This is a genomic window from uncultured Polaribacter sp. (assembly GCF_947497125.1).
In the GTDB taxonomy this organism is placed as follows: Bacteria; Bacteroidota; Bacteroidia; order Flavobacteriales; family Flavobacteriaceae; genus Polaribacter.
The window spans coordinates 12,275-36,276 of sequence record NZ_CANMFI010000002.1 but is presented as its reverse complement, the minus strand read 5'-3'; the positions used below and the strand labels follow the sequence as shown (position 1 = coordinate 36,276).

At 31.6% G+C, this 24,002-nt stretch carries 6 protein-coding genes; 2 read left to right on the top strand and 4 right to left on the bottom strand.

Features of this window, described 5'->3' with window-relative positions; genetic code table 11:
* Positions 1–20 precede the first annotated feature (20 nt).
* The 3 genes from Q0678_RS03255 to Q0678_RS03245 form a co-directional block, all read right to left on the bottom strand.
* Positions 21–920: a type IX secretion system membrane protein PorP/SprF gene (locus tag Q0678_RS03255; protein WP_299053834.1), complete on the bottom strand. Its 900-nt coding sequence runs from the start codon at positions 918–920 to the stop codon at positions 21–23.
* 8 nt (positions 921–928) lie between these two features.
* The gene (locus Q0678_RS03250; RefSeq protein WP_299053832.1) at positions 929–14,122 is read right to left on the bottom strand and encodes an MBG domain-containing protein; all 13,194 of its coding nucleotides are present in this window, start codon (positions 14,120–14,122) and stop codon (positions 929–931) included.
* A 129-nt stretch (positions 14,123–14,251) separates the two neighbouring features.
* Positions 14,252–14,716, bottom strand: coding sequence for a hypothetical protein (locus tag Q0678_RS03245; RefSeq protein WP_299053830.1), 465 nt, complete (start codon positions 14,714–14,716; stop codon positions 14,252–14,254).
* Between the two features lie 370 nt (positions 14,717–15,086).
* On the opposite strand from Q0678_RS03245, the gene Q0678_RS03240 reads away from it, so the two are divergent.
* Positions 15,087–21,404: an FG-GAP-like repeat-containing protein gene (locus Q0678_RS03240; protein WP_299053828.1), complete on the top strand. Its 6,318-nt coding sequence runs from the start codon at positions 15,087–15,089 to the stop codon at positions 21,402–21,404.
* A 136-nt stretch (positions 21,405–21,540) separates the two neighbouring features.
* Positions 21,541–22,863: a hypothetical protein gene (locus Q0678_RS03235; protein WP_299053826.1), complete on the top strand. Its 1,323-nt coding sequence runs from the start codon at positions 21,541–21,543 to the stop codon at positions 22,861–22,863.
* Between the two features lie 376 nt (positions 22,864–23,239).
* Here Q0678_RS03235 and Q0678_RS03230 read toward each other — a convergent pair whose 3' ends face one another.
* A complete protein-coding gene (locus Q0678_RS03230; protein WP_299053823.1) occupies positions 23,240–23,797 on the bottom strand; it encodes a hypothetical protein in 558 nt (185 codons plus the stop codon).
* Positions 23,798–24,002 lie beyond the last annotated feature (205 nt).

Here is a 24,002-nt window from a genome sequence, read left to right as displayed (position 1 = left end):
AAGATTTTACTTTTTTTGAATTAAAATTTATTTTGCGTCTTTTTTATGTTGAATATAAAACTGAACTCATGAGAACCATTATTAAAATTAGAGTGGCTAAATGTGCTTGTATCATAGGTATACCCAACCTTAATAGATTCAGTTAAGCGCAATTGAAATAATACTGATACAGAAGTGTTAATTCGATGCGATAACCCAAATTCTAATTTATCTAACCATAAAATATTTGCAGAAATATCTGTAGATACTGGCACTCCTTCTAAAGTTCTTAACATAAAAGATGGGCGTATTTTAAAGTTTTCATTCAAATCGAATAAATAACCAGAAGAGAAGTAAAAGACCATTTCATCAGAAGCGCTAGAAACGATATTGTTTTTTTTATTATAATGCTTTGTTTCTAATAGATTAAGGGTAGATAAACTTGCATAAAAACGATTAGAAGATAAATACATACCTGTACCAATATTAGGATTAAATGTATTTATATTTCTACTAAATAAAACATCGTTTTCGATGCCTAAACTTAGCAAATCTACATTTAAAAAACTACCTCCAGCTTTAATTCCAAAAGCTAACGTATACATTTCTGATAATTTAACTACATAAGATATATCTGCATATAAGTGTGTTTCATCTAAAACAAAAACATTGTCATTTATAACAGACATACCAACCCCTAAACCATAACCAACAGGCGAGTGAAATGAAACTGATTGTGTTTTTGGCGAACCAACTTCACCAGACCATTGACTACGAATGTTTGCAGTTGCAATAAAAGATCCTTGGCTACCCGCATAAGCAGGGTTAATTAGATTAAAGTTATTATAATATTGAGTATATAAAGGGTCTTTTTGGGCAAGACTTTTAAATGCTACTAATAAAATAACCGTAAGTGCTGTATTTTTAATTATGCTTTTCATATTATTTTTTAATAATTGATGTAAACCCATCCTTTAATAATTCTATTTCCACCATTTATACTTAATACATAGAAGTATGAAGCCGCTGGTAGCTTTATGTTTTTTCTAGAGGACATACCATCCCAATAATTCTGATAGTCTTTAGATTCGTAAACAATACTTCCAAATCTGTTAAATACTTTAAGACTGTTATTGGTGTAATTATGCAAACCATTTATAATAAATTCATCATTAACACCATCGCCGTTAGGAGAAAATCCTTTAGGAATATTTAAGTCTGCATTATCACATACATCTCCAATTCCATTTCTGTCTAAGTCAGCTTGATCTATATTAGGAATTAATGGGCAATTGTCATTTGTGTTATTAATACCATCACCATCAATATCTATATCACAAAAATCTGCAATACCATCATTGTCATAATCTGAAGCAGTAAAATTGACAAAAGCAATCTCTGAAGCTAAATTGCCTGAAGTATCTTTAACTGTTAGGGTAACTTGAATAGAATTCTGTAAATTAGGGCAATTAAAAGTATCAATATCAATGCTCATGTTATCGATACTACATGCATCATAACTACCATCGTCTATATCTTGTGGGCTAATAGTTGCATTTCCATTATCATCTAATTGAACAGTAATATTCTTAGTAATTACTACAGGTGCTACTTGGTCTGTAACGGTAACGGTTGTACTACAGCTGCTTACATTGTTATTTGCATCTTTAATAGTTAATGTAACAGTATTGTCACCAATATTAGAGCAGTCAAAAGAGGTTTTGTCAATACTAACTTCAGTAATAGCACAATTATCTGAACTACCATTGTTAATTTGATTTGCAGTAATAGTTGCGTAGCCAGTATCATCTACTTGAATGCTAAACGGACTCACACAATTAGCAGTTGGTGCAATTACATCTTTAACAGTTACTATGGCAGCTTTAGAAGTTTGATTTCCGTAAATATCTGTTACTGTTAAATTTACAGTGTTTTCTCCAACATTAGTACAATTAAAACTTAGCGTATCTAACTCGTAGGTGTCAATTTCGCAATTATCAAAAGAACCATTATTTATATCGGCTGCTGTTATGCTAGCGGTACCATTAATGTCTAAATTTATAGTAATATCTTTAGTATTTATTACTGGTATTGTAGTATCTATAACAGTAATAATAGCTGTTTTAGAATCTTGATTTCCACTAGAGTCTGTAACTGTTAGTGTTACTGTATTTAACCCTGTATTGGTACAGTTAAAAGTATCAATATCAATGCTCATATTATCGATACTACATGCATCATAACTACCATCGTCTATATCTTGTGGGCTAATAGTTACACTTCCATTATCATCTAATTGAACGGTAATATTCTTAGTAATTACTATAGGTGCTACTTGGTCTGTAACAGTAACAGTTGTACTACAACTACTTACATTGTTATTTGCGTCTTTAATAGTTAATGTAACAGTATTATCACCAATATTAGAGCAGTCAAAAGAGGTTTTGTCAATACTAACTTCAGTAATAGCACAATTATCTGAACTACCATTGTTAATTTGATTTGCTGTAATAGTTGCGTAGCCAGTATCATCTAGTTGAATACTAAACGGACTCACACAATTAGCAGTTGGTGCAATTACATCTTTAACAGTTACTATGGCAGCTTTAGAAGTTTGATTTCCGTAAATATCTGTTACTATTAAGTTCACAGTATTTTCTCCAACATTTGTACAATTAAAACTTAGCGTATCTAACTCGTAGGTGTCAATTTCGCAATTATCAAAAGAACCATTATTTATATCGGCTGCTGTTATGCTAGCGGTACCATTAATATCTAAATTTATAGTAATATCTTTAGTATTTATTACTGGTATTGTAGTATCTACAACAGTAATAATAGCTGTTTTAGAATCTTGATTTCCACTAGAGTCTGTAACTGTTAGTGTTACTGTGTTTAACCCTGTATTGGTACAGTTAAAAGTATCAATATCAATGCTCATATTATCGATACTACACGCATCATAACTACCATCGTCTATATCTTGTGGGCTAATAGTTACACTTCCATTATCATCTAATTGAACGGTAATATTCTTAGTAATTACTACAGGTGCTACTTGGTCTGTAACAGTGACGATTGCATTACTTTCTGCAGAATTACCTATGGCATCTGTAACAGTAAGACTAACGGTGTTTTCTCCAATGTTTGAACAGTTAAAGTTTGATTTACTAATAACCATTGTAGCAATACCACTAGGGTCATTAGAGCCATTATCAATGTCAGTAGCCTCAATTGAAGCAGTACCATTGTCATCTAAATAGATAGTAATATTTTTGGTAATAACTATCGGAGGAATATTATCTAATATTGTTAAGATACCTGGTTGATAAATTATAGAATAATTGTTTGATGAATACCCTAAAGTTGTAATAGCATATTCTCCTATTGCCTCACCTGTTATTCTCGAAAATGTTAAAGATCCTACTAAGACAGTTTCATCTTCGTTATTTACAAAACCATCATAAGTAACATTAAATTGTGGATCTGAGCTTCCGAAAATTTTCTCTGTATCTGTAACCTTAACAATTAGTTCTACAGGTGCTATTTCAAAAGTTTTTGTAATCTCTCCTTTATAATTTTGAATTCCAACTATTTTAACACTCGCACTACCTGAATTTATGTTGTTAGTATAACTTAAATTAAAGTCTACGTCTTTTATTAAACTAGTAGTACCATATAAAATAGTTGGAACTGGTTTTTGTTCTAAACCACTATAATCAACATCAGAAAAAGTAGAAATTGTAAATTGACTTAAATCAATTTCTTTTCTCTGTATTGTAAAATTTCCTTCTAGATAATTAATAGTATAGTTTACAGAAGCTGCGTTACTTGCATTTATTTTATAAACACCAACAGATTCGCCAGTATCTCTGTTAATTGTAACAGGTGTTGTTAAGGCAGTTTCATCCTCACCGAAAACAAAACCTTCATATCTAACAGTAAATGTTGGGTCATTTTCTCCGAACACTTTAGAAAGATCTTCTGGGATCACTTTTAATTCAGTTGGCTTTATCTCTAGTTCTCCTTCTATGACATTAATTGTGTAATTTGAAGCTATAATACCTGATACATCTATAGAATATGTAGCAACATTTTCTCCAATAGTTCTGCTATATATCTTAGAACCTGTTAAAACACTTTCATTTTCACCTAAAACAAAACCACTATATGAAACTGTAAATACAGGGTCTGACTCACCGTAAAACTTAGACTTATTAGCAACAGTTACTTGTAGTTGTGGTTTATCAACCTTAATAGTAATAGTTGTGTTAGTAGAGCCTCCGGTATTTACAGCTGTTATCGTAAAAGTTGTTTCACTTAATAAAACTTCTGGAGTTCCGCTTATAATTCCTGTAGAAGCATTTATACTTAAACCCAATGGTAATGCCGGATTTATTTGATATGTAACAACAGTACCTCCGTTAGCTGTTGGACTAATTGCGGTCATTAAAGATCCTCTAAGTAAATTTTGTGCCCCATTGTATGTTAAAGAACTTGGCGCAACATCATTTACACGTAACAAGAAATCTGTCGAGGTATTACCACCTGTATTTTCTGCGGTCACAGTGTATGTTTTTTCAGCTTCTATGTTTACAGGTGTTCCGCTTATTATCCCTGTATCAGAATTCATAGAAAGACCTTCAGGAAGGCTTGGCGAAATAGTGTAATTAACAATTGCACCACCAGCTGAAGTTGGATTTAAGTTAGACATTACAAGTCCTTTTGTAAGGCTATTTGGCGAAGCATATACCAAACTGCTTGGTACTACATCAATTACTTTTAATTGAATTTCAGAACTGTCTGTTCCTACAAAATTACTTGCGGTAATTGTGTATGTTGTAAGTACACTTAATTCTGTTGGTGTTCCAGAAATAACACCAGTACTTGTGTTAAAAACAAGTCCTTGTGGTAACGCTGGCGAAATAGTATAAGATGTTGGCGCTCCACCAGAATTTAAAGGGTTTATTGATGTAATCTCTTGCCCTTTTGTAAATGTTTCTGATGTAGAATACGTTGTTGATGGAGCAGAATCATTTGAAACAAATTGAACTGTAGTTTCTACAAATCCAGAAGCATTTTCTCCTTTAATCGTAAAAGTTGATAGGTTAAATATTTCTGAAGTAGTTCCCGAAATTTCTCCTGTAACGCTATTCAAACTCAAACCTGTTGGCAGTGCAGTACCAATTACAGAAAATGCAGTTATTTGACCTCCAGTAGTTATCGGAGAGATAGCTTGCATTGCAATGTTTTTAGATAGAACATTTGGTGAAGGATACACCATTGTTAACGGAGCAGTATCTATCACTGAAATGGTTACCTCTGTATTTGTGTTACCACCAGAATTAATTGCATGAATAGTATATGCTGTAGCTGAAATTATTTCATTAGGTGTTCCCGAAATTTCTCCTGTTAAGGCATTAAAGTTTAAACCTACTGGTAAATTAGGTGAAATCGTATAAGAAACCGGTGAACCTCCGGCAACAGTTGGTTTTAATGAAGCTATTTCAGATCCATTTGTATAAATGTAAGGCCCCGCATAATTTAAACTTGTCGGTGGAGCATCTATTACAGATAATCTAAAATCTGTTTCATAAATACCACCTAAGTTTTTAGCAGTTACTTTGTAGCTTACTTCATCTTTAATAACATTTGGAGTCCCTGTAATTTCTCCTGTTTCTTGGTTTAAAGTTAATCCAGGAGGCAATGGAGGCCACACAGAAAAATCTCTGGTTGCTCCTCCTGTATTTGTTGGGCTAATACTCGTTATTAATTCATTAACTTCTAGGTTTAATGCATCTTCATATTCTAAGGCCGGTTTAGCAGGTAGGGTTACAATAAGTGTAGCCTCGATAACAGCAGCTTTATATAAGAAACTTTCTTGTTGATAGGCATATATTTTTGTAGTGCCATTCTTTTTTAGTGAAATTACATTCCCATTAATTGTTGCAATTTCTTCGTCTTGAATAACGTAGTTAAATACTTCATCACTCAAACTATTAGGTGTGTTAAGTGTAAAATCGGCATCAGTTACCACTTTCTCTATATCTTGAAAGCCAGATAAGTTTGGTGTTTGTTTGTAAGGGTCAGAGACCACAAGCACTGTTTTTGTTTTTCCAGCATTATGCGTGTCTGTTTCTTCTTGAATAGCTGTTAAAATAGTAATTCCGTTACCCGAAATAGAAACGGTTTTGTTATCAATAGTAGCTACCTGTGGGTTGCTAGAAACAAAAGTAAAATTACCTTGACTATTACTTGTTGGTTTTGGTAATAAGAAAGAAACATCATCTAGAATTTTATGTTCACTTTCTATCCAGTTTATTTCTGGTTCTTGTTTATTCTTGTCTTTTACAATTAAAACACCTTTTGCAGTAGCCTCTAAAAATGTTTCTGAAGCTGCTTGTGTAGCATTTACAACTGTAAATCCTTTTGCAGCGGTAGCAATTGTTGCCCCAGATAAAGTTGCTACATTTAGGTTTGAAGAGGTATAGCTTATTGTTCCATTACTGGTCGAATTTACAGTAACATCTCCAGGTGTGTCCTCTAGATAAATTGTTTTATCTGCTACAGTTAGTATTGGGTAATCTTTAACTGATACTTGTACTGTTTTGGTTGCGCCTAAATAGTTCTCTGTTTCAGCTTGCTTAATTGTTAAAGACGTAGTACCTGTACCTAAAAACTGTATGGTTCCACCTTCATAAGAAGCAACTCCATTATCTGAAGGTAGACTTATATTAATAGCACCATCACTCTTTGATACTGGCGTATTAAAAGCAATTTCTCTATCAGAAAGTAATGCCTCTATAGGTAAAACTTCGGCAAGGCTAGGGTCTTGTTTTGTAGATCCTATAATTGTTATTGCATCATTTGTATCTTTAAACTCTGAGGGAGTTCCATCATTACTTGAAATAGATGAATGCCCTGTTCTAAATGAAACTTTTGCAGATGTAGAATAATTGTTATAAACATATAAACGAATTTCAACCTCTTCGTTGGCAGGTACTAATTCAGTTGAAGAAAGATCTATAGAAGTATATCTCCATCTAGAATAATATGTAAATGATACAGATGAGTTAAAATTATAAAGACTTAAATCTCCTAGTGAATTTTCAAAATTATCTCTAGACCATCTAACTTGCACTTTTGAATTATAAGAAGTGTGAATCCCTTGAATAACTAGTCTATCAAATTTAACAAAGCTCTTATTTGTTAACTTTAAGCTTATATAGGGAGTTGTTGACGTGTTTATTGATGATGAATTTGTTGTTTGAGGAGAAAATGTCATACGATCACTTTCTGAACTGGTATTTAAACCAGTAAAAGTTAATATAGCATCAGAAATTGCTCCACTTCTATAGGTACTCGCTTGGTAGGCGCTGGTTAATGTATCCGTTTTAGCCGGATACCAAGAAACAATACTTGCAGAATCCGCTAAGGGCATGCCTATTTCAAAGCCAGTTTTTGTTGCGGTTCCACCTTCTGCAGAAACTTCAACAGAGCCAGAGACAGCCCCTTCAGGTACAGTCGCAACTATCTGTGACGCAGAATTAACTTTGTAAACTAAAACATCTGTTCCTCCAATTTTAACACCCGAAACATTTGTAAAATTAGAACCGTTAATGGTTATAGAATTGCCAATCTCTGTCTTATACGGAGAAAAAGACGTAATTTCTGGTGCTGATTTATAGTAAAACCTGTAACGAGTAGCGCTACCTCCAGGTGTTACAACTTCAACCGTACCGTTTCCGCTACCATTAGCAACAATAGCTGTAATTTGCGTAGCACTGTCAACAGTAAAAGAACTTGCTTCTGTGTTTGCAAGAGTTACTTTGGTAGCTCCTGTAAAACCTGTTCCTGTAATAACAACTTCCATATCAGTTCCCGCATTTGTAGGGGTAAAACTTGTAATACTTGGTGCCGCGTTTTTAATGATAAAATACCTTGCTTGATTTTTTAAAACACCTTTAAATCCTTTTATAGTTATAGAATTGCCATCTACCTCTAAACTTGAATAATAAGATGTAGATAACGTAGACCAGTTAGAAGTAGTTGCACTACTAGACCAAAAAATCATTGGTTCTACTAAAGAACCAATAACCGAAGCTTCATCCCACTCAAAAGTAATCTCTAAATTTTTTCCTCCAGAGGTTATGCTGTTTTCTTTTTGAATTTTCCAAGTTTTCTTTAAGTAATCTGTTACACCAGAACCAGGGTTTGAAACATCCTCCGCAACGGCAACAGAAAATACTTCCTCTGTGCCTAAATTGTTAGTAATGGTAACAGGAGCGTATGAAGTAGCTGTTCCGACAGGAAAAATTTTAGCTGAGTTACCTACCAAAGATTTTAAGTATCCGGTACCTGTTGTTTTTACATAGGCATCAGAGCCATAATCTTGTATGGCATTTATAGTTGCATTTTTATCACCTAAAATTAATGAATTGTTATTTAATTTTAATGTTCCTTCGTTGGCCCAGTCTTCAGTAATAGTATAATTTGATGCACTATTTTTTAAAATAAAAAACTTACCTTCTGCAAATGCAGTAGGTACAGAACCTGCAGTACCATTTTCGTTAACCGTCCAAGAAGCCAAGGTTTCTAACTCGTTAACCTTTGCTGTAATAGGGTAGTATGGTGTTGTTTCTAAGTTAACTAATACTTGTGTACTTACAACACAACCATTAGATTGAGTTGCTGTTAAACGATAGTATGTTGGTGTACCGTTCGTATAATTTGTAATTATTAAATTCTTAGTAGTAGCTCCAGAAATAGCGCCACTGTCTGTTATGTTAGTAAAAGTGCCATCTGTTGGCTGGGTACTTTTACTCCATTGATAACTTGTAATAGATTCATCTACAATAGCATTTGCAACACTAGAAAGATTTAAATCTGTACCAGAAAGTATGTACTTTTCTGTTGGCAATGCTTTTCTTATATAGGGTACTGTTTCATAACCACCTCCTAAAAAGGTTATTTCTGCCAAACCAAAAGAACCATAATCTTGAGATTCTTTTCTAAAACGAATGTACCTGGCGTTAATTTCATTTAGAGCAATTGTTTGCCCATTTACAGGTAATTCTGGGATAGCACTAATTTGACGAACCCAAGTGGTACCATCTAAACTAGATTCTATATAACCACCTGTAAAACTAGAAGATGAGTTTGAAAAATTAACCAATCTAACACCATTTATTGTTTTAGAAGCCCCAAAGTCTGCAACTATATCTGCAACATTTTTAGTGTCATCTATTTCAGAGTCATCAGACCAGTTAGAGTTTCCTGAAAATTCAAAATTATTTAAAGTCCCATTTGCATCATTACCACTCATATCTTGTAATGAAGTACCAGTACCTTCCATAAATTTATAGTTAGCAACCAAACCAGTTTCTCCAATTACATTGCTAGACATTGAAGCTGCAATAGCTGCTTCTGATTTTACATAATTCCAAATACGAACTTCATCCATCAATCCTTTGTAACGTCTGCCAGATTGAAACGAGCTTCCTAAAATTAAATTCCCACCTGTTCCTAAAGTTGTAAAACCTTGGTTATTTGTTGCTTCACCAACTTTTACACCGTTTACGTAGACAATTACCTTTTGGGTGGTTGCATCATAAGTACCCGCAATATGTGTCCATTGATTTCTAGGTACTGTTCCACCATCAGTAATAACACTATAGTTTTTAGTTCCATTCATTACAGAAAAAGCAATTGTACCTCCGATCGCTTCGTCATAACAATATCTGTAATCTGGGGGACCACCAGGATAGCAAACCTCTTTAATTTCTGAACCCAATCTAAGACCAAATTGCCCATCTTTTTCAACAACAGGAGATTTAAACCAATCATTATTAAAAGAGGAAGGTTTTACCCAGGCTTCAACAGTAATACCTGATGTTATTGCCTGTATAGCTGCTGGCTGCCCTATAATAACATTATCATCTATTCCATCAAATTTTAATGCGCTTTTAACAGTAAATGATTTTGCGTTTTCTGCAGTAAAACCAGTTGTTGTATTTTTATCTGATACTTGAGTTTTATCTGCAACATACGTGTTACTAGATCCACCACCTGTAGGAAATATTGTTGCAGTATAGTTATCTACACTAACAGCACCGGTATCACAAGCTCCGTAAACATCAGCTATTGTAATGCTAGAACTATTTGTAATGATGGTGTGACCAGAAGAAGTTCCGGTAAGTTTAAGACGGTATTGAAATCCGTGTAATTTTTTAGCTGCTTTAGAAATAAATAAGGTACTACTATTTCCTGAAGTACCTGTATAGCCAGTGTAGGTAATATCTGCATCTAATGAATTTGCATTACTACTCGAAATTGTTGTCCAAGTAGCACCGTTATCATCAGATCTTTCCCAATCATATTTAGAAAAGCTAGCTAACCCTGTTGCTTTTATTGGTACATTTTCTTGATCTGTAATTGCAAATGTATTTGCCAATGCATTAAAAATTGGGCCACGATAGTTAATTCTTACTTGCCTAGGTGCACTTTGGCAACCCGTAGCAGGATCCGTTGCAACCGCATAATAATTTGTTGTTTGAGAAATATTTGGTGTTGTAAACGTACGGCTATTAGCTAATAATAGTTGGGTAGCCTCGGCATCTTGATACCAACTTGTTGTTGTGCCTGTTGGTTCTGAGATGTATAAATTCAAACTTCTTTCGCCATAAATAGTTTGTGTTGAAATAGAACTTGTAATTACTGGAGAATTAGTCATTGTTACCACCACAGGAGTTCTCGCGCTTTCGCAAATAACACCATTTACACTAATAGAAGCCGAAACATATCTGGTAGTAGTTGCATTTATATTTGTAATAGAAGCATAGGCAATGTTAGGTGTGCCACCAACTGCGGTATTGTACCAATTTAAGTTTCCTGCAGATGCTTGTGCTGTTAAAACAACATCGCTATACTGACAAGTTGTTATACTAGGAGCATCAGTAATGGTTGGTGTTTCTATAACCGTTAGCAATATAGCAGTTCTAGTAGATGAACCATTGCAATTGTTTGCTTCTGCATAATAGGTTTTGTTGGTTGAAATAGTTGGAGTTGTAAATGAGTTTCCTTCTCTTAACAGCGTGCCGCCAGTAGCAGCATCGTACCATTTTATAGTAGCTTCTGCGCTAGTGCTTGCTGTTAATGTAAAGTTTGAAGCATTACATTTAGTGTCATCAAAAATACCGAAGGTAACTGTTGGTATTGCAGTGTTTACAGCAGCTATTACTGCTTTTCTACTAGTAGATACACATCCGTTAGCACTTTCTGCTTCTGCATAAAAAGTGGTGTTTTCTGTAATTTCTGGAGTATTAAAAACTTCGTCTGAAGCAGTTCTTCCAATAGGTTCGCCACTAGTTTCTGTGGTGTACCAATTTACAAAAGAGGTGTTGCCAATAGAAGTTTCGGCTACTAAAGGTACAGATCCAGTGCCACAAATAGTAACATCTGCTGCATTTACAATTGTAGGCAATTCTTCTACTGTTATTTTAACAGGAATTGTATAATAAATAGCAGTAGGAGTATCGCTACTTGCAATACCTCTTCTAAAATAAGTTGTTTCTGAAATTGAAGAAGGTGTTAAATTTAGTTCACTTTCACCTGTAATTACTGTGTATCCAGAAGTTTCAGAATTAGTTGATTTTTCCCATGAATATATAATATTACCAGATAATACGGTTCCTGCTTTTTCTGAACTAATTTCAGATGCGTTATCACCATTACAGATAGTTTGACTGCCAGAAATACTGCCCGATTCTAACACTCTATTTCTAAGTACCTCTAATTTTTGATTGGTTGCATCAACTGCTAAAATATCTGGTTTTTGATCGCCATCAATATCTACCAACTCTATTTGCTGATACGTATTAGACCCTTTGTGGATTAATACAGCAGTTTTAAAAGTAACTGCGTTTGTAGAAGTATTTTCTAGATAAGAAATTTCAGATCCAACACCATTTACATAGCTAGAAACGATAAGGTCTGCTTTTCCGTCACCGTTTAAATCTCCTATTGCTAAACCTACTGAATTTTGATGTTCTGGTAGTGTTATATCTATTCTTTGTGCTGTTTTAAAATCAGCTCCTGTGTTTTTCCAGATATGAATTTTATTAGCGGCATTATTGGTCGCTATAATATCTAAAAAACCATCATTATCAATATCAAAAAGCTTTACGTTGTATGCAATTCCGTTATCAGAAGTAGGAAGAATCTGTTTTCTAAGAAAATTAAAGTCTTTTTCATTAGGGCTTCCAATTTCGGTCTTGTTTTCTAACAAAATCACAAAATTACCCGATCCATAAGCAACGTCTTTAAGTCCGTTACCATTAAAATCACCATAATCTCCGCCATAAGCAGATGTGAAATCAAATGTATTATAAAAAAGTGCTGTACTAAAGCTAAAATTATTAGCTGTAGTATTGTTCTTAGAAAAATAAGGTTTTACTTGTCCTTGATTAGAAGATAAACCAAAAATATCTATTTTACCATCTTTATTAATATCCAAAGGTAAAAAAGCAGCATTTACTTTGTAAGTGTTTTCTTGGGTAAGTAAAGATACGCTTTGTCCTAAAGAAGCGCTTGTTCCAGACAATGTGTTTGGAGTAACAAAACCACCATCATTTACATTGTTAGAAACGGCAAAATCTTGAATACCGTCATTGTTAAAATCTCCAAAAAGAGTTTGTCTTGATGAATTTGGCGAATACGTTGGTGATATTCCGCTGAAAGCAGCAACACTTTCAAAAGTAGTTGTGTTTACTTTACCTGCAGTTGCATTGTTTTTTAACACTCTTGGTACACCATCACTGCCATAACTTAAAACATCTACTTTGCCATCTAAATCTACATCTACTAGATTTATTTTTTGATCTAGGCTAGACGAAAATCCACTAGAAAAAGAAACCGGATTTTCAAAAGCATTGTTTGTGTATTTATAAGACTCGTAAACTGCTTCTTGTAATGAAGGGGTTGTAGGTGTAAATTTTTGATTAGAAACGGTTGTTAAGTTTGATGTTAAATTTGTTACCGAAAAATACCCAACCGATGCATGGGTTGGCACTTTAACGGTAAGTGTATTTTTTGTAGCAACAACTATGTTACATTTTACACCTTTAAGATATACGGCGTTTTTAGCTGGGTCTTCATCAAAGTACTTTCCGTTGATAATAATTGAAGTATTAACTGCACCTGATGTTGCGCTAAGGCTTGTTATTTCTGGAACCGGTATGTAGGTTAAGGCAACTTCATCTAAAGCAAATAACCCGCCATTTGTACCGTTAAATTGAAAGGTTGGAGTTGGTATTGCAAAATTTAGGCTTGTTGTCTGAGTTCCTGTAGTTCCCAATGGGGCAAAAGAAGTCATTGTTTTGGTTCCTTGTCCACTCTGAATAATACTACCTCCCTCTATAGACCATACAATTTCATAATTTGTACCATCTTCATCATATTCTAACGTATGCGTATTTGTTGTTCCTGGCGTGTATGTTTCAGAATTTGAAACTATTCTTCCGTTTTTAGGCAATGTAGTAATAGGAGATGTTTGTGTGTAACTCCCTTGATCTATTGCTTTCCATTCAAAAATAATTCGGTAACTTTTACCTGGTTTTAACACCTTAGAGTTATAGGTTACTACTCTGTCTTGTACTAATGGTTCAGAGTTTGTATACGATTCCCAATTACTTTTATTAGCTAAAACAGTTGTTAATGTTGCGTAATCATTAAATAACATATTGTTTTGAAAATTGAACGGGAAGTGAGCTGTTTCAGAGAAAAATACTCTTGGAGGGCTTGTGGTATTAGATTCATTTTTAAATTTAAACGACAAAGAAATGGAAGATGCATTATTAGGTACTAAAACATCTTTATATAAATAAATAACCCTATTTTGACTTTGCGGCGAAGTAATGTTTTGTGTAATTAGGTTGTCTGATACAAAAGCACCCGAAGCCCCACTAGATTTTTCGGCATCACCAATTACCCATTTGTTTTCAGCATCTGCTGCATTTACAATCGTCCAGCCATGATTGTCTTCAAAACCACCATCTGTGGTTGGATTAATTAGGTATTCTTGGGCGTTTAATTGAACACTAAAAAAAATAAAAAGAATGAGTAGGTGTAATTTTTTGTTTTTCATCAGAATAAAATGTTAGGGGACTTTTTTTAGGTGTATTTGTATTATAACCTAAATTTTAAGTAGCATTATTTAAAGAAAAAGATAATGGTTACTTATTGTAATTTTAATTAGATTAGTAGTTGACTAAAATTATTTTTTTAGGAGTACTAAAATTTGGGCATCAAACTTTTTACTATTGATTACAGTGTCTCTTTTTACTACTTTAATCGATAAAATATCGTCTTTAGATATCGCTTTTAGTTCTTCGTTTCTAAAGAAGACTCCGTTAACTAAGTAGGCAGTATTACTAGAAATACTAGATTTTTGTTTGTTGCTTATTTGAGCTATCTTTTTGCTAGTATTCTTTTTTATAATAGAATAGTTGTCAGTTTTTTTTGATGTCTCTGAAAGTGTGTTTGTGGTATTCTTTGTCTTGTTTAAAACAGAAGATTTTACTTGTGCAAAAGCAACAGGATTTATAGTTAAAAATAAAAAGAATACGACGAAATTTAAAAAATAGAATTTGCTTTTATTAAAATAATTATAATCTGTCTTATTTTTAGGAAGAACTTCTTTGAGTTTTGATAGTTCTCTTTCTGAAGAAAGTAGCAGCATTTTAGGGGGATGTGTTAAATTAGGGATTTCGTCGGCAAATATACGCTACTTTTTAACTTTACAAAATATTAAATCATCTAAATTTTAGTGTTTTATGTTGAGTTTTGGTTTAATAAAAGTCATTTTCTTCAAACAAAAAAAAACACAAATAATACACTTTATAATAAAAAGAGCTAAATGGTAATTGAAGATATTTAATTATGTATAGCCTTAGTTTTTGATATTTTAATACTAATGTTCGATTGTAATTTATAAGGTTGATGAAAAGGTTTAGTTATGTGTCAAAATATATGCGAAATTATGATGTCGTATAAATTTTTAAAAATATTTTGAATTAAATCATAATTTTACTTTTAAAAAATTAATTGAAATGAAACAATTTTACAATCTACTCTTATTACTAACTTTTTTTACAACAAATTTTACTGCAAAAACAAATGTTTCAGGAGCTATTTCCTCAGATACAACATGGAGTTTGGTAAACAGCCCCTATGTTCTTACTGGTAATGTTTTAGTCTCTAATGGGGTTACTTTGACTATAGAAGCTGGAGTGAATGTTAATTTTACAGGTGATTTTAATCTTTTAGTAAAAGGAAATATCATTTCTATCGGAACAAATAATGCTTCAATAGTATTTAATGGTAATGCCGTAAAAGGAGATAATGCTATGATAATATTTAAAAGTGCAAATTTATCAGATAGTCAAATTACTTACAACCTATATACAGGGCCACAAAAAGCTATTCAATTGGCTGATGAATCTGAACATAATCAAGATGATATTAAAAATACGGGAACATTATTCATAACAAACTCTAATTTTAATAAGTCAGATGTATCAACAAAAGGTTACTCTACTAATGCAGAACTAAAATTTGAAAATTCAACATTTGATGATTTAGAAATAAAAGGATTTTATCCTAGGACTGAGCCAATCAGTTTTACAAATTGTTTCATTAGTAACTCTAATGTTAATTCAGATTCATATAATTATGGTATACGATTCATAGGTTCAATTGTAAAAAATTCTAATATGACTATGGGTTGTTGTTCCGCAAATTTTTTATTTGACGGAAGTACTGTTTATAATTCAAATATCAGCAATGGTGGAGGTAGTCCTGTAAATGGTCTTTTTAAAGTCATTAATTCAATTTTTGTTTCATCAGTAATTAATTTGCCAAGCTCACATTTTATTTCTGAAAACAGTGTTTTTTCCTCAAAAAATGAAGTGAATGATATGATTTCTATTGGGAATATGGAAGTTTCTAACTCAAGTTTTATTGGTTATAAATTTTTGAATACAATTGGTATAAGAGTTAGTGGAAGAGCAGGTTACAACATTGGCGGTAACACTAATATCACCAATAGCAATCTGATAAACTTTGTGGAGGGTTTAGTTTTTGACGGTAAAAACAATATAAATGTTACTAATAATAATATTGTATTAAGTTTATATAATATTAAAAATAATACAGATTCTAATTTAGTTTTAGAAAACAATTACTGGGGTACTTCTTTAGAATCAGAGATACAAGCTGCAATTTATGATTCTTCGGATGATGTATCATTGGGTACAGTAGATTATACACCTTTTTTAACAACGCCAAATACATCAGCGCCCATAGCGCCTCCTAGCAACGTTGTTAAAAATAAAAATGGTACAGATGTTATTTTAACTTGGTCTAAAAATCTAGAATCTGATACTGCAGGTTATAAATTATATTATGGTTCTCCAACAGGGTATTCGTATGAATCAACAATAGATCTGGGCAATGTAACTAGCTATACAGTGGCCGATGCTGATATAAATAGCGAGTTTGCTATTACTGCTTACGATACCGATAAAGATGGTACAGATGATATGGTAGAAGGTAACGAGAGTTGGTTTAGCAAAGCAAATGAAGTTAACGTATCCCTTTCTGCTAGTAACTTAAGTGTTTCAGAACCTACAAATACTGTAAATTTGATAGCAACTCTAAATAATCCATCACCTGAAGATATTATTGTTAATTTATTAAATAGTGGTACAGCAATTAAAGGAACAGATTATAATAGTTCGTTAACTATTACCATTCCTGCAGGAGAGCTAACGGGGGTTACAGAATTATCTGCTATTGATGACGCTTCAGTAGAATTTATCGAAACAATTATAGTAGATATTGATACAGTAATAGGCGCAATAGAAAAAGAAACACAACAAGTAACTATAAATTTAATAGATAACGACTTACCAGAAGTTAAGACCGTTGTTTTTGATAAAATAGAATTTGCAGAACATGAAATCGTTAAAGTAACAGCAACTATTGATTACCCAAGTTCTAACAACATTCAAATACCTTTAGATGTTTCTGGAACTGCATTAATTGATACCGATTATTCTACTGATTTTTTTGCAAAAGGGAAAGCATCAATATATCATGGTGGTAATGGTTTAGGAAACAATAACAATCAATTAAAGCAACCTGAAGGATTAGCTTTAGATACAGAAGGAAATCTGTACATAGCAGATTATCGAAATAACAGAATTCAAAAGAAAGAGAATTCAACAGGAAATGTAACAAATATAATTGATGGAATCCAAAGTCCAACAGATATTCATATAGATGCCTCAGGTAGTATATATGTTTTAATTGAATCTGGTACCGTAAAAAAATATGATAATTCAGGGTCTTTTATATCAAACGTATCAACTGGTATTGATAATGGTGCAATTAATATGCATGTTACTACAGATGGAGACATATATACTATTTCTAGAAATAGTAAAAAAGTATGGAAATCTTCTATAAATGAAGTAAGTGCCTCTGTGTTTTTTGAAGACACAAGTTTTCATTTCCCTAATTCTATAGTTTTAGATTCTGAAGGAAATGTGTATGTTTCTGGTCAAAATCAAAGGGTTAGAAAATGGATGAAAAGTACTTCAACAGCTTCTAATTTAGAGACTATAAATGACTATCAAGGAAGTCGAGCTATATCCATAAACTCAAAAGGGAACTTATTAATTGCATTTGATAGCTCTAACCTTACAGCCAGAGATGCAAAAGTTGAAGAATATACCTTGAATGATGGAGTTGCAACTTTTTATAAAGAACAATATATACAAGACTCAAGTAGTGAAGATTATTATCTTGGGATATCTGCTTTAATATCAAAAAATAATGGAGATTTATTTATTGCTGTTGGTAAAGATGCAAGTCAAAGCGGCACTAATTTTAGCGATGAAAATATAAAAAAAGATAGAATATTACTGGTAGGAAATGGACCAAGTATAAATATATCTGCAGGCGAAACAGAAGGTATTTTAATTATAAAAGGTATTGAAGATGATTTAAATTTTGAAGGAGAAGAAATAGATGAAACAATTACTATCGACTATCAAACTCCAATAAACGCATCAATAAGCGTTCAAATTTCTTCAACACAATTAACACTCTTAAATAATGAGTATAGTTTAGAAATTCAAGATAATCCTTTTATAGGGTTAAGTGATTCTTCTGTAGCATGGGGAGATTTTGATAGAGATGGGGACCAAGATGTTGCAGTTATAGGAAGAAGTAATTTATTTGGTATTATCACAAAGTTGTACACAAATGATGATGGTTCTTTTGTAGACACTCAATATGCTTTTAACAATGTATATGATGGAGATATTGAATGGAGCGACCTAAACAAAGATGGTTTTATAGATCTTATTATTTCTGGACTAGATGCTAATAATGAAACATCAACCAAAATATATATAAACACAGGTGGTACAGGTTTTAATGAAAGTAGTTCTTTAAAATTACCTAATTTATTTGGAACAAGCATTAGCTCTGGAGATCTTGATAATGATGGTGATATTGATTTTTCTATTAATGGATTAAACGCAGATAATGAATGGGTTTTTGAAATTTATTACAGAGAGAATGATTTACTAGTAAGAGAACCAAATTTTAATGGAACAACATTACCTTTTGGTAGTATTAATATTTCAGACTATGATTTTGATGGAGATCAAGATATTCTTGGTGTTGGAAATAATGTATCATTTTATAAACAAAACACTAACATTAACAATGATAATTCGAGTAGCTCTTTTAGTTTACCTGCATTAAGTAATTCTTCTTTTACAGCTTATGGTACTACTATTTGTATGATGGGTGAAAATTCTAATAATGAATTAGAGTTTTGGTTTGGGAAACGAAATCAACTCAGTAAGGTATCAAATATAGAAGGGTTAAAAAATGGAGATATTGCTTTAGGAGATTATAACAATGACGGCATCTTAGATATAGTAGTTACTGGAGAAAATAGTTTAGGTGAAAGTATATCTAAATTATATGATGGAGTAAGAGATATTAATGATAACGGAAATAGTAGCGTTGCTAATGTTCAGTTAAATACTGAGATTAATTTAAAAGGTTTTAGAAACTCTAATGCTAAATGGGTAGATTATGATTTAGATGGTGATTTAGATTTGTTTTTAAGCGGAACATCATCAGATGGCGAAGAAACAATTTTATACAAGACATCTATTGCAAATAAAACCAATAATGCTCCTGAAAAAATTACAGATTTAACATTTGAAAATTTAGGTAATGGTAAAGTAAAACTATCTTGGACAGCACCAGAGGATGATTTTTCTAAAGAAATAGGTTATATCATAAGGTTGGGAACTACTCCTGGCGGAAGCGAATTGTCGAATACTGAAAGTAATTTAGTAACTGGACAAAGATTAATTACTAAATCACCCGCAATTTACACTACAGATTATGAATTGTCTTTAGCACCTGGTAACTATTATTGGTCTGTTCAATCTGTAGATAATGGTTTTCAAGGCAGTACTTTTTCAGAAGAACAATCTTTTCAATTAACCTATGAATGGAAAGTATTAAATCAAGGGGGAATTATTGATCAAACCATAACTGCAGTATCAGATCCGATATTAAAGTTAAGTGACTTAGACAATGATAATGATTTAGATTTAATATATAGTTCTAAAGCCTCTAGTGGTAATTTAAAAACATATTCACTAGATAATAATCAATACAAATTAATTCAATCTTTAGGAACAACCAGTATTACAGATATTGTTTTACTTGACTTAAATAATGATAATATTCAAGATATAATTGTTAATAACTATGAAAGCTCAGGTACTAATGCTTTAATTGTATACCAGTCTAGTGAAAATGGTTTATTTAGTAGTGCTATCATTTCATCTGGGTTGTATAAAGGTAAGTTGAAAGTGATAGATATAAATAACGATGGTGAAAATGAAATTGCACAAGTAGGATTAACGTCAAATTTTAATAATGCAACTTTAAAAATTAACATCTTTGAGCAAGAAAATAATTCACTTAAAAATGAACCAATAGATATTTCTAGCCAAATAAAATCTTTAACAGCAGGTAGTTTTGACTTTGGCGATATCGATGGCGACCAAGATTTTGATTTAGCTATTACTGGTTTTTCAAATTCAGGACTTGATAATAAAATTTATTTAAATGAAACTGCCTACGATGAATCTACAATTACACCAATTCTATCTGAAACAGAATTAAAGACGACCAGCGCAAGAGAAAGTACATTAGATTTTATTGATTTTGATAGTGATGGTGATTTGGATATTGCAATAACAGGTACTACAATAGCAGGAGACATATTTAAAATTTATGAAAATAAAAAAGTTGATGATAAAGTTGAATTTACTTCTATATCAACTAACTTATTACCTGTTAGAAATGCTAATATAGAATTAGGTGATTTTGATGGAGATGGATATGCAGATATTTTATACTCTGGAACCGTTTCAGGTCAGGGAGAAATCACAAAATTAGCATCATATAATCCAACTACAAAAACTTTTATAGATAGTACGTTTGATTTAGGTGATATTATTAATGCATCAGTTGCATTTGGTGATATTGATGGAGACGGAGATTTAGATTTCGCTATTTCTGGTGAAGACAGGTCAGATAGCAGTAAAAATGTATTTAGAACCTATTTAAATGTTAGAAATGAATCTGCTATTGCTAAGGAATCAACTACGTCTTTAGCAAAATCAACCGTAAATAATTTTGTTAAAAATGATAGGCCAACAGCACCAGAAAATCTTAGAAATTATAATGTAAAGTATGATTCTGAAACGCAAACCTATCAAACTATTTTTGAATGGAATCCTGCAACTGATGATCATACACCTTCACCTGGTCTTACATATGCTATAAAAATAGGAACAACTGATGGAGGTGAAGAAATAATGAAAGTTAACTCACTTGACAATGGTTTTAGAAAACTTGCAGGAAAAGGGAATGTTGAACATAATTTAAAATGGAAACTTAACTTGCCTAATGGTAGTTATTACTGGTCTGTTCAGGCTATAGATGCTTCATTTTTTGGTTCTCAATTTTCTGAAACAAAAGAAGTGAATATTTCAACATTAAAAGTTAATGAAGAAGAAAATAACTATTTAAAAATTTACCCAACACTTTTTGACAATTACATAGAAATTAACAACATTAATAAATTACCAATTGAAAAGATATCTATTTATAACATGAATGGACAAAAAGTAATAAGTGCTTTTAAAAATTTAGATAAATCGATATTTACAATAGAAACAAATGGATTATCAAATGGTATCTATATTTTAGAAGTAATATCTCAAGATAAAAAACATACAACAAAACTGATAAAAAAATAAAAGTATATTTTTTGAATAAAACTGAGAACGAAAAAAAATCACTACTATTTTGACTTTTTTTCTTTCTACACAAACCATTCCGACGCAGGTAATTGTTCTTGCTGGTCAAAAATCTATAAATTTAGTAATTTAGTTCATGAAGTATTTAGTCCCCCACATATTATTTTTAGTGTTATTAATACCTGGTTTTTACTCACAAAATAGAACATTACAAAAAGATGGAAAACACTTTTTGTTTTCATTCAAAGAAGATTCTTATTTAGTATCTGGTGATTCTTTGTTTTGTATAACAAAAGAAAAAGAAGGGTTCCCCAAGCCACATCAACTTAATTTAGTTAATTATAAATTTGTTGCCAATGATTCTTTAGGTTACATAAAAAATAGGTCTAGTGGAATCGTTTATTCTTTTGATGGGAGTGAGTTTAAAAGATTAGATAAATCATTTGCATACCAGTCTCAAAATTTTAGTTTTTCATTTCTGTACAAAAATAATCTAATGGATTTTGGGGGTTATGGTCTTCATACCTATAAGAATAACATCATTTATTTTGATGCGGAGAAGAAGGAAACAGAACTTTATCCACAAGTTTCTTCTTATAAAGACTCTCCGAACCCTAGACATAAAATTATTGGGCAATTTAGAGGAAATCATCTTTATATTGGTCCTGGTTATGGAGTTCTTAATGAACAAGAATTCCCTCTTAAGAATCTAAGTTTTATAAATGATTATTGGAAGTTTTCTTTTAACGACTCTCGTTGGGAAAAACTTGGAAAAGGATCTCTTAATATAACTTTTCCTTTTTATACTTCTATAGAGAATTTTAACCAAAATACGTTGGTCATTGCAGAAGATGGTGTCTTTGAATGTGATATAAAAAATAACACTTTGATTACGTATCCAAGAGCAAAGTTAAACGTAACAAGAACATTAAATAGATCCTTCGATGAATATAAAGTAACTTATAATAAACTTGAAAATAAATTTTATTTTATAATCAATAAGACAAATGGAGTAGCAGAATTAGTTAGTTTAAGTAAAGAAGGTTTTTTAGGTACCGAAAAAGTATATTCTAATTTGTATCAGACAAGGTCTTATATCTGGTTCATCGTTTTAAGCCTATTAGGACTATTTGTTTTGATATTTTTTTACTTTTCTTCAAAAAAGACTCCGTCACAAGTGATCTCTAAAAATTTATTAAATATACGAGAAGAAATAAAACTAGAAGATTTTAAAATTTTAAAGAGACTCATAGAAGCATCGCCAAATTATATTAATTATTCAGAATTGTTAGATGTTTTTGCAGAACATTATAGCTATGAGTCAAAGAAGAAAAAAACACGCCAATCCATTCTGTATTTAGAGGAATATTTAGCTCAAAAAATAAAATTAAAGTCACCTGTCTTTGAGTTTCGAAGAAATGTAGAAGATCGTAGAGAAAAACAAATTAGAATAAAATAACAATTTATCAACTGTGTAGAAAATAGGGTTTTGTAAATCTCACGAAATAACTTTTTAATTTAATAGAAGTATATGTTAAATTTATCCTGTTTGCAGGAAAATATTGTTGGGTAACTAATCAATTTAGAATCATTTAAATAAAAATCTCACAGTTGCCAATAGTATTGATTACACTATAATGAAATTATCTTTTATCCTTTTTATAGAGAGTTCATATTTTAGATAGAAAAGAATTTTTAAAAGTAGATGATGTGAGAGTCGTGATGTTTTTGAAAATATTACACAAAACCATTTCCTAGAAATAAAAAATCGATTATACTTTAAAGTATAATCGATTTTTATTTAAAAAGTTAAATCTACTTTTTAGAAAAGAAAATTATCTATCTTGAAGAAGAACTTCCTTTCCATTCTGCAACAACATTAATTTTTGTTTTTCCGTTCTAAAGTTAGAGTATTTAGCACCATACCCTTCAACATCTACTTTAAATGTTTTAAAAAGTATGTAGTTTTTTACTGTAGTGGTGTAATTTGGATCTACAATAACATCATCGTTATTCTTGCTAAGTGCCTTATATGCTGCTGCACTTCTAGTTTTAGACTCACCTCCATTATAAATCCAATTAAAAGGATTTAAAAGACTTAAGACAGAAGTAGTCAAATCTTTTTGATTATCAAAATCTACATCAGCGTAAACTTTATCTCCACTTATTCTGAAGAATAAAAAATAAGTTGACTTACTACTTCCTTTAATTTTAGATTTCTCATTAACATTAATGTCTGCCTTTATAGGGTCTAATTCGACACTTTTAGAGTTAACTGGAGATGAATCAAATGCAGTTTGCGTTGATGAACAGCTTGCAAGTAAAATTGCGATTAAAGTTACGGTTAATAGTTTTTTTATTTTTTTTATTTTAGTTAATAATATGTAATTCAAAATTAAATAATCAAAAGACTATTCATTACAAATTTTATGTACTACCGTAGTAAACCCCTATTTTTAGTTGATATTTTTTCTAATTCAGTATAATTAGTTATTGTAGATTTCCTTTTTATAAACCGCTGTTTATGAGGGTAAAATAAGGCGTTATTAATTTCAGTAAAATCCTATTTTTAGTGTTTTCTAATAAATTAATAGAATT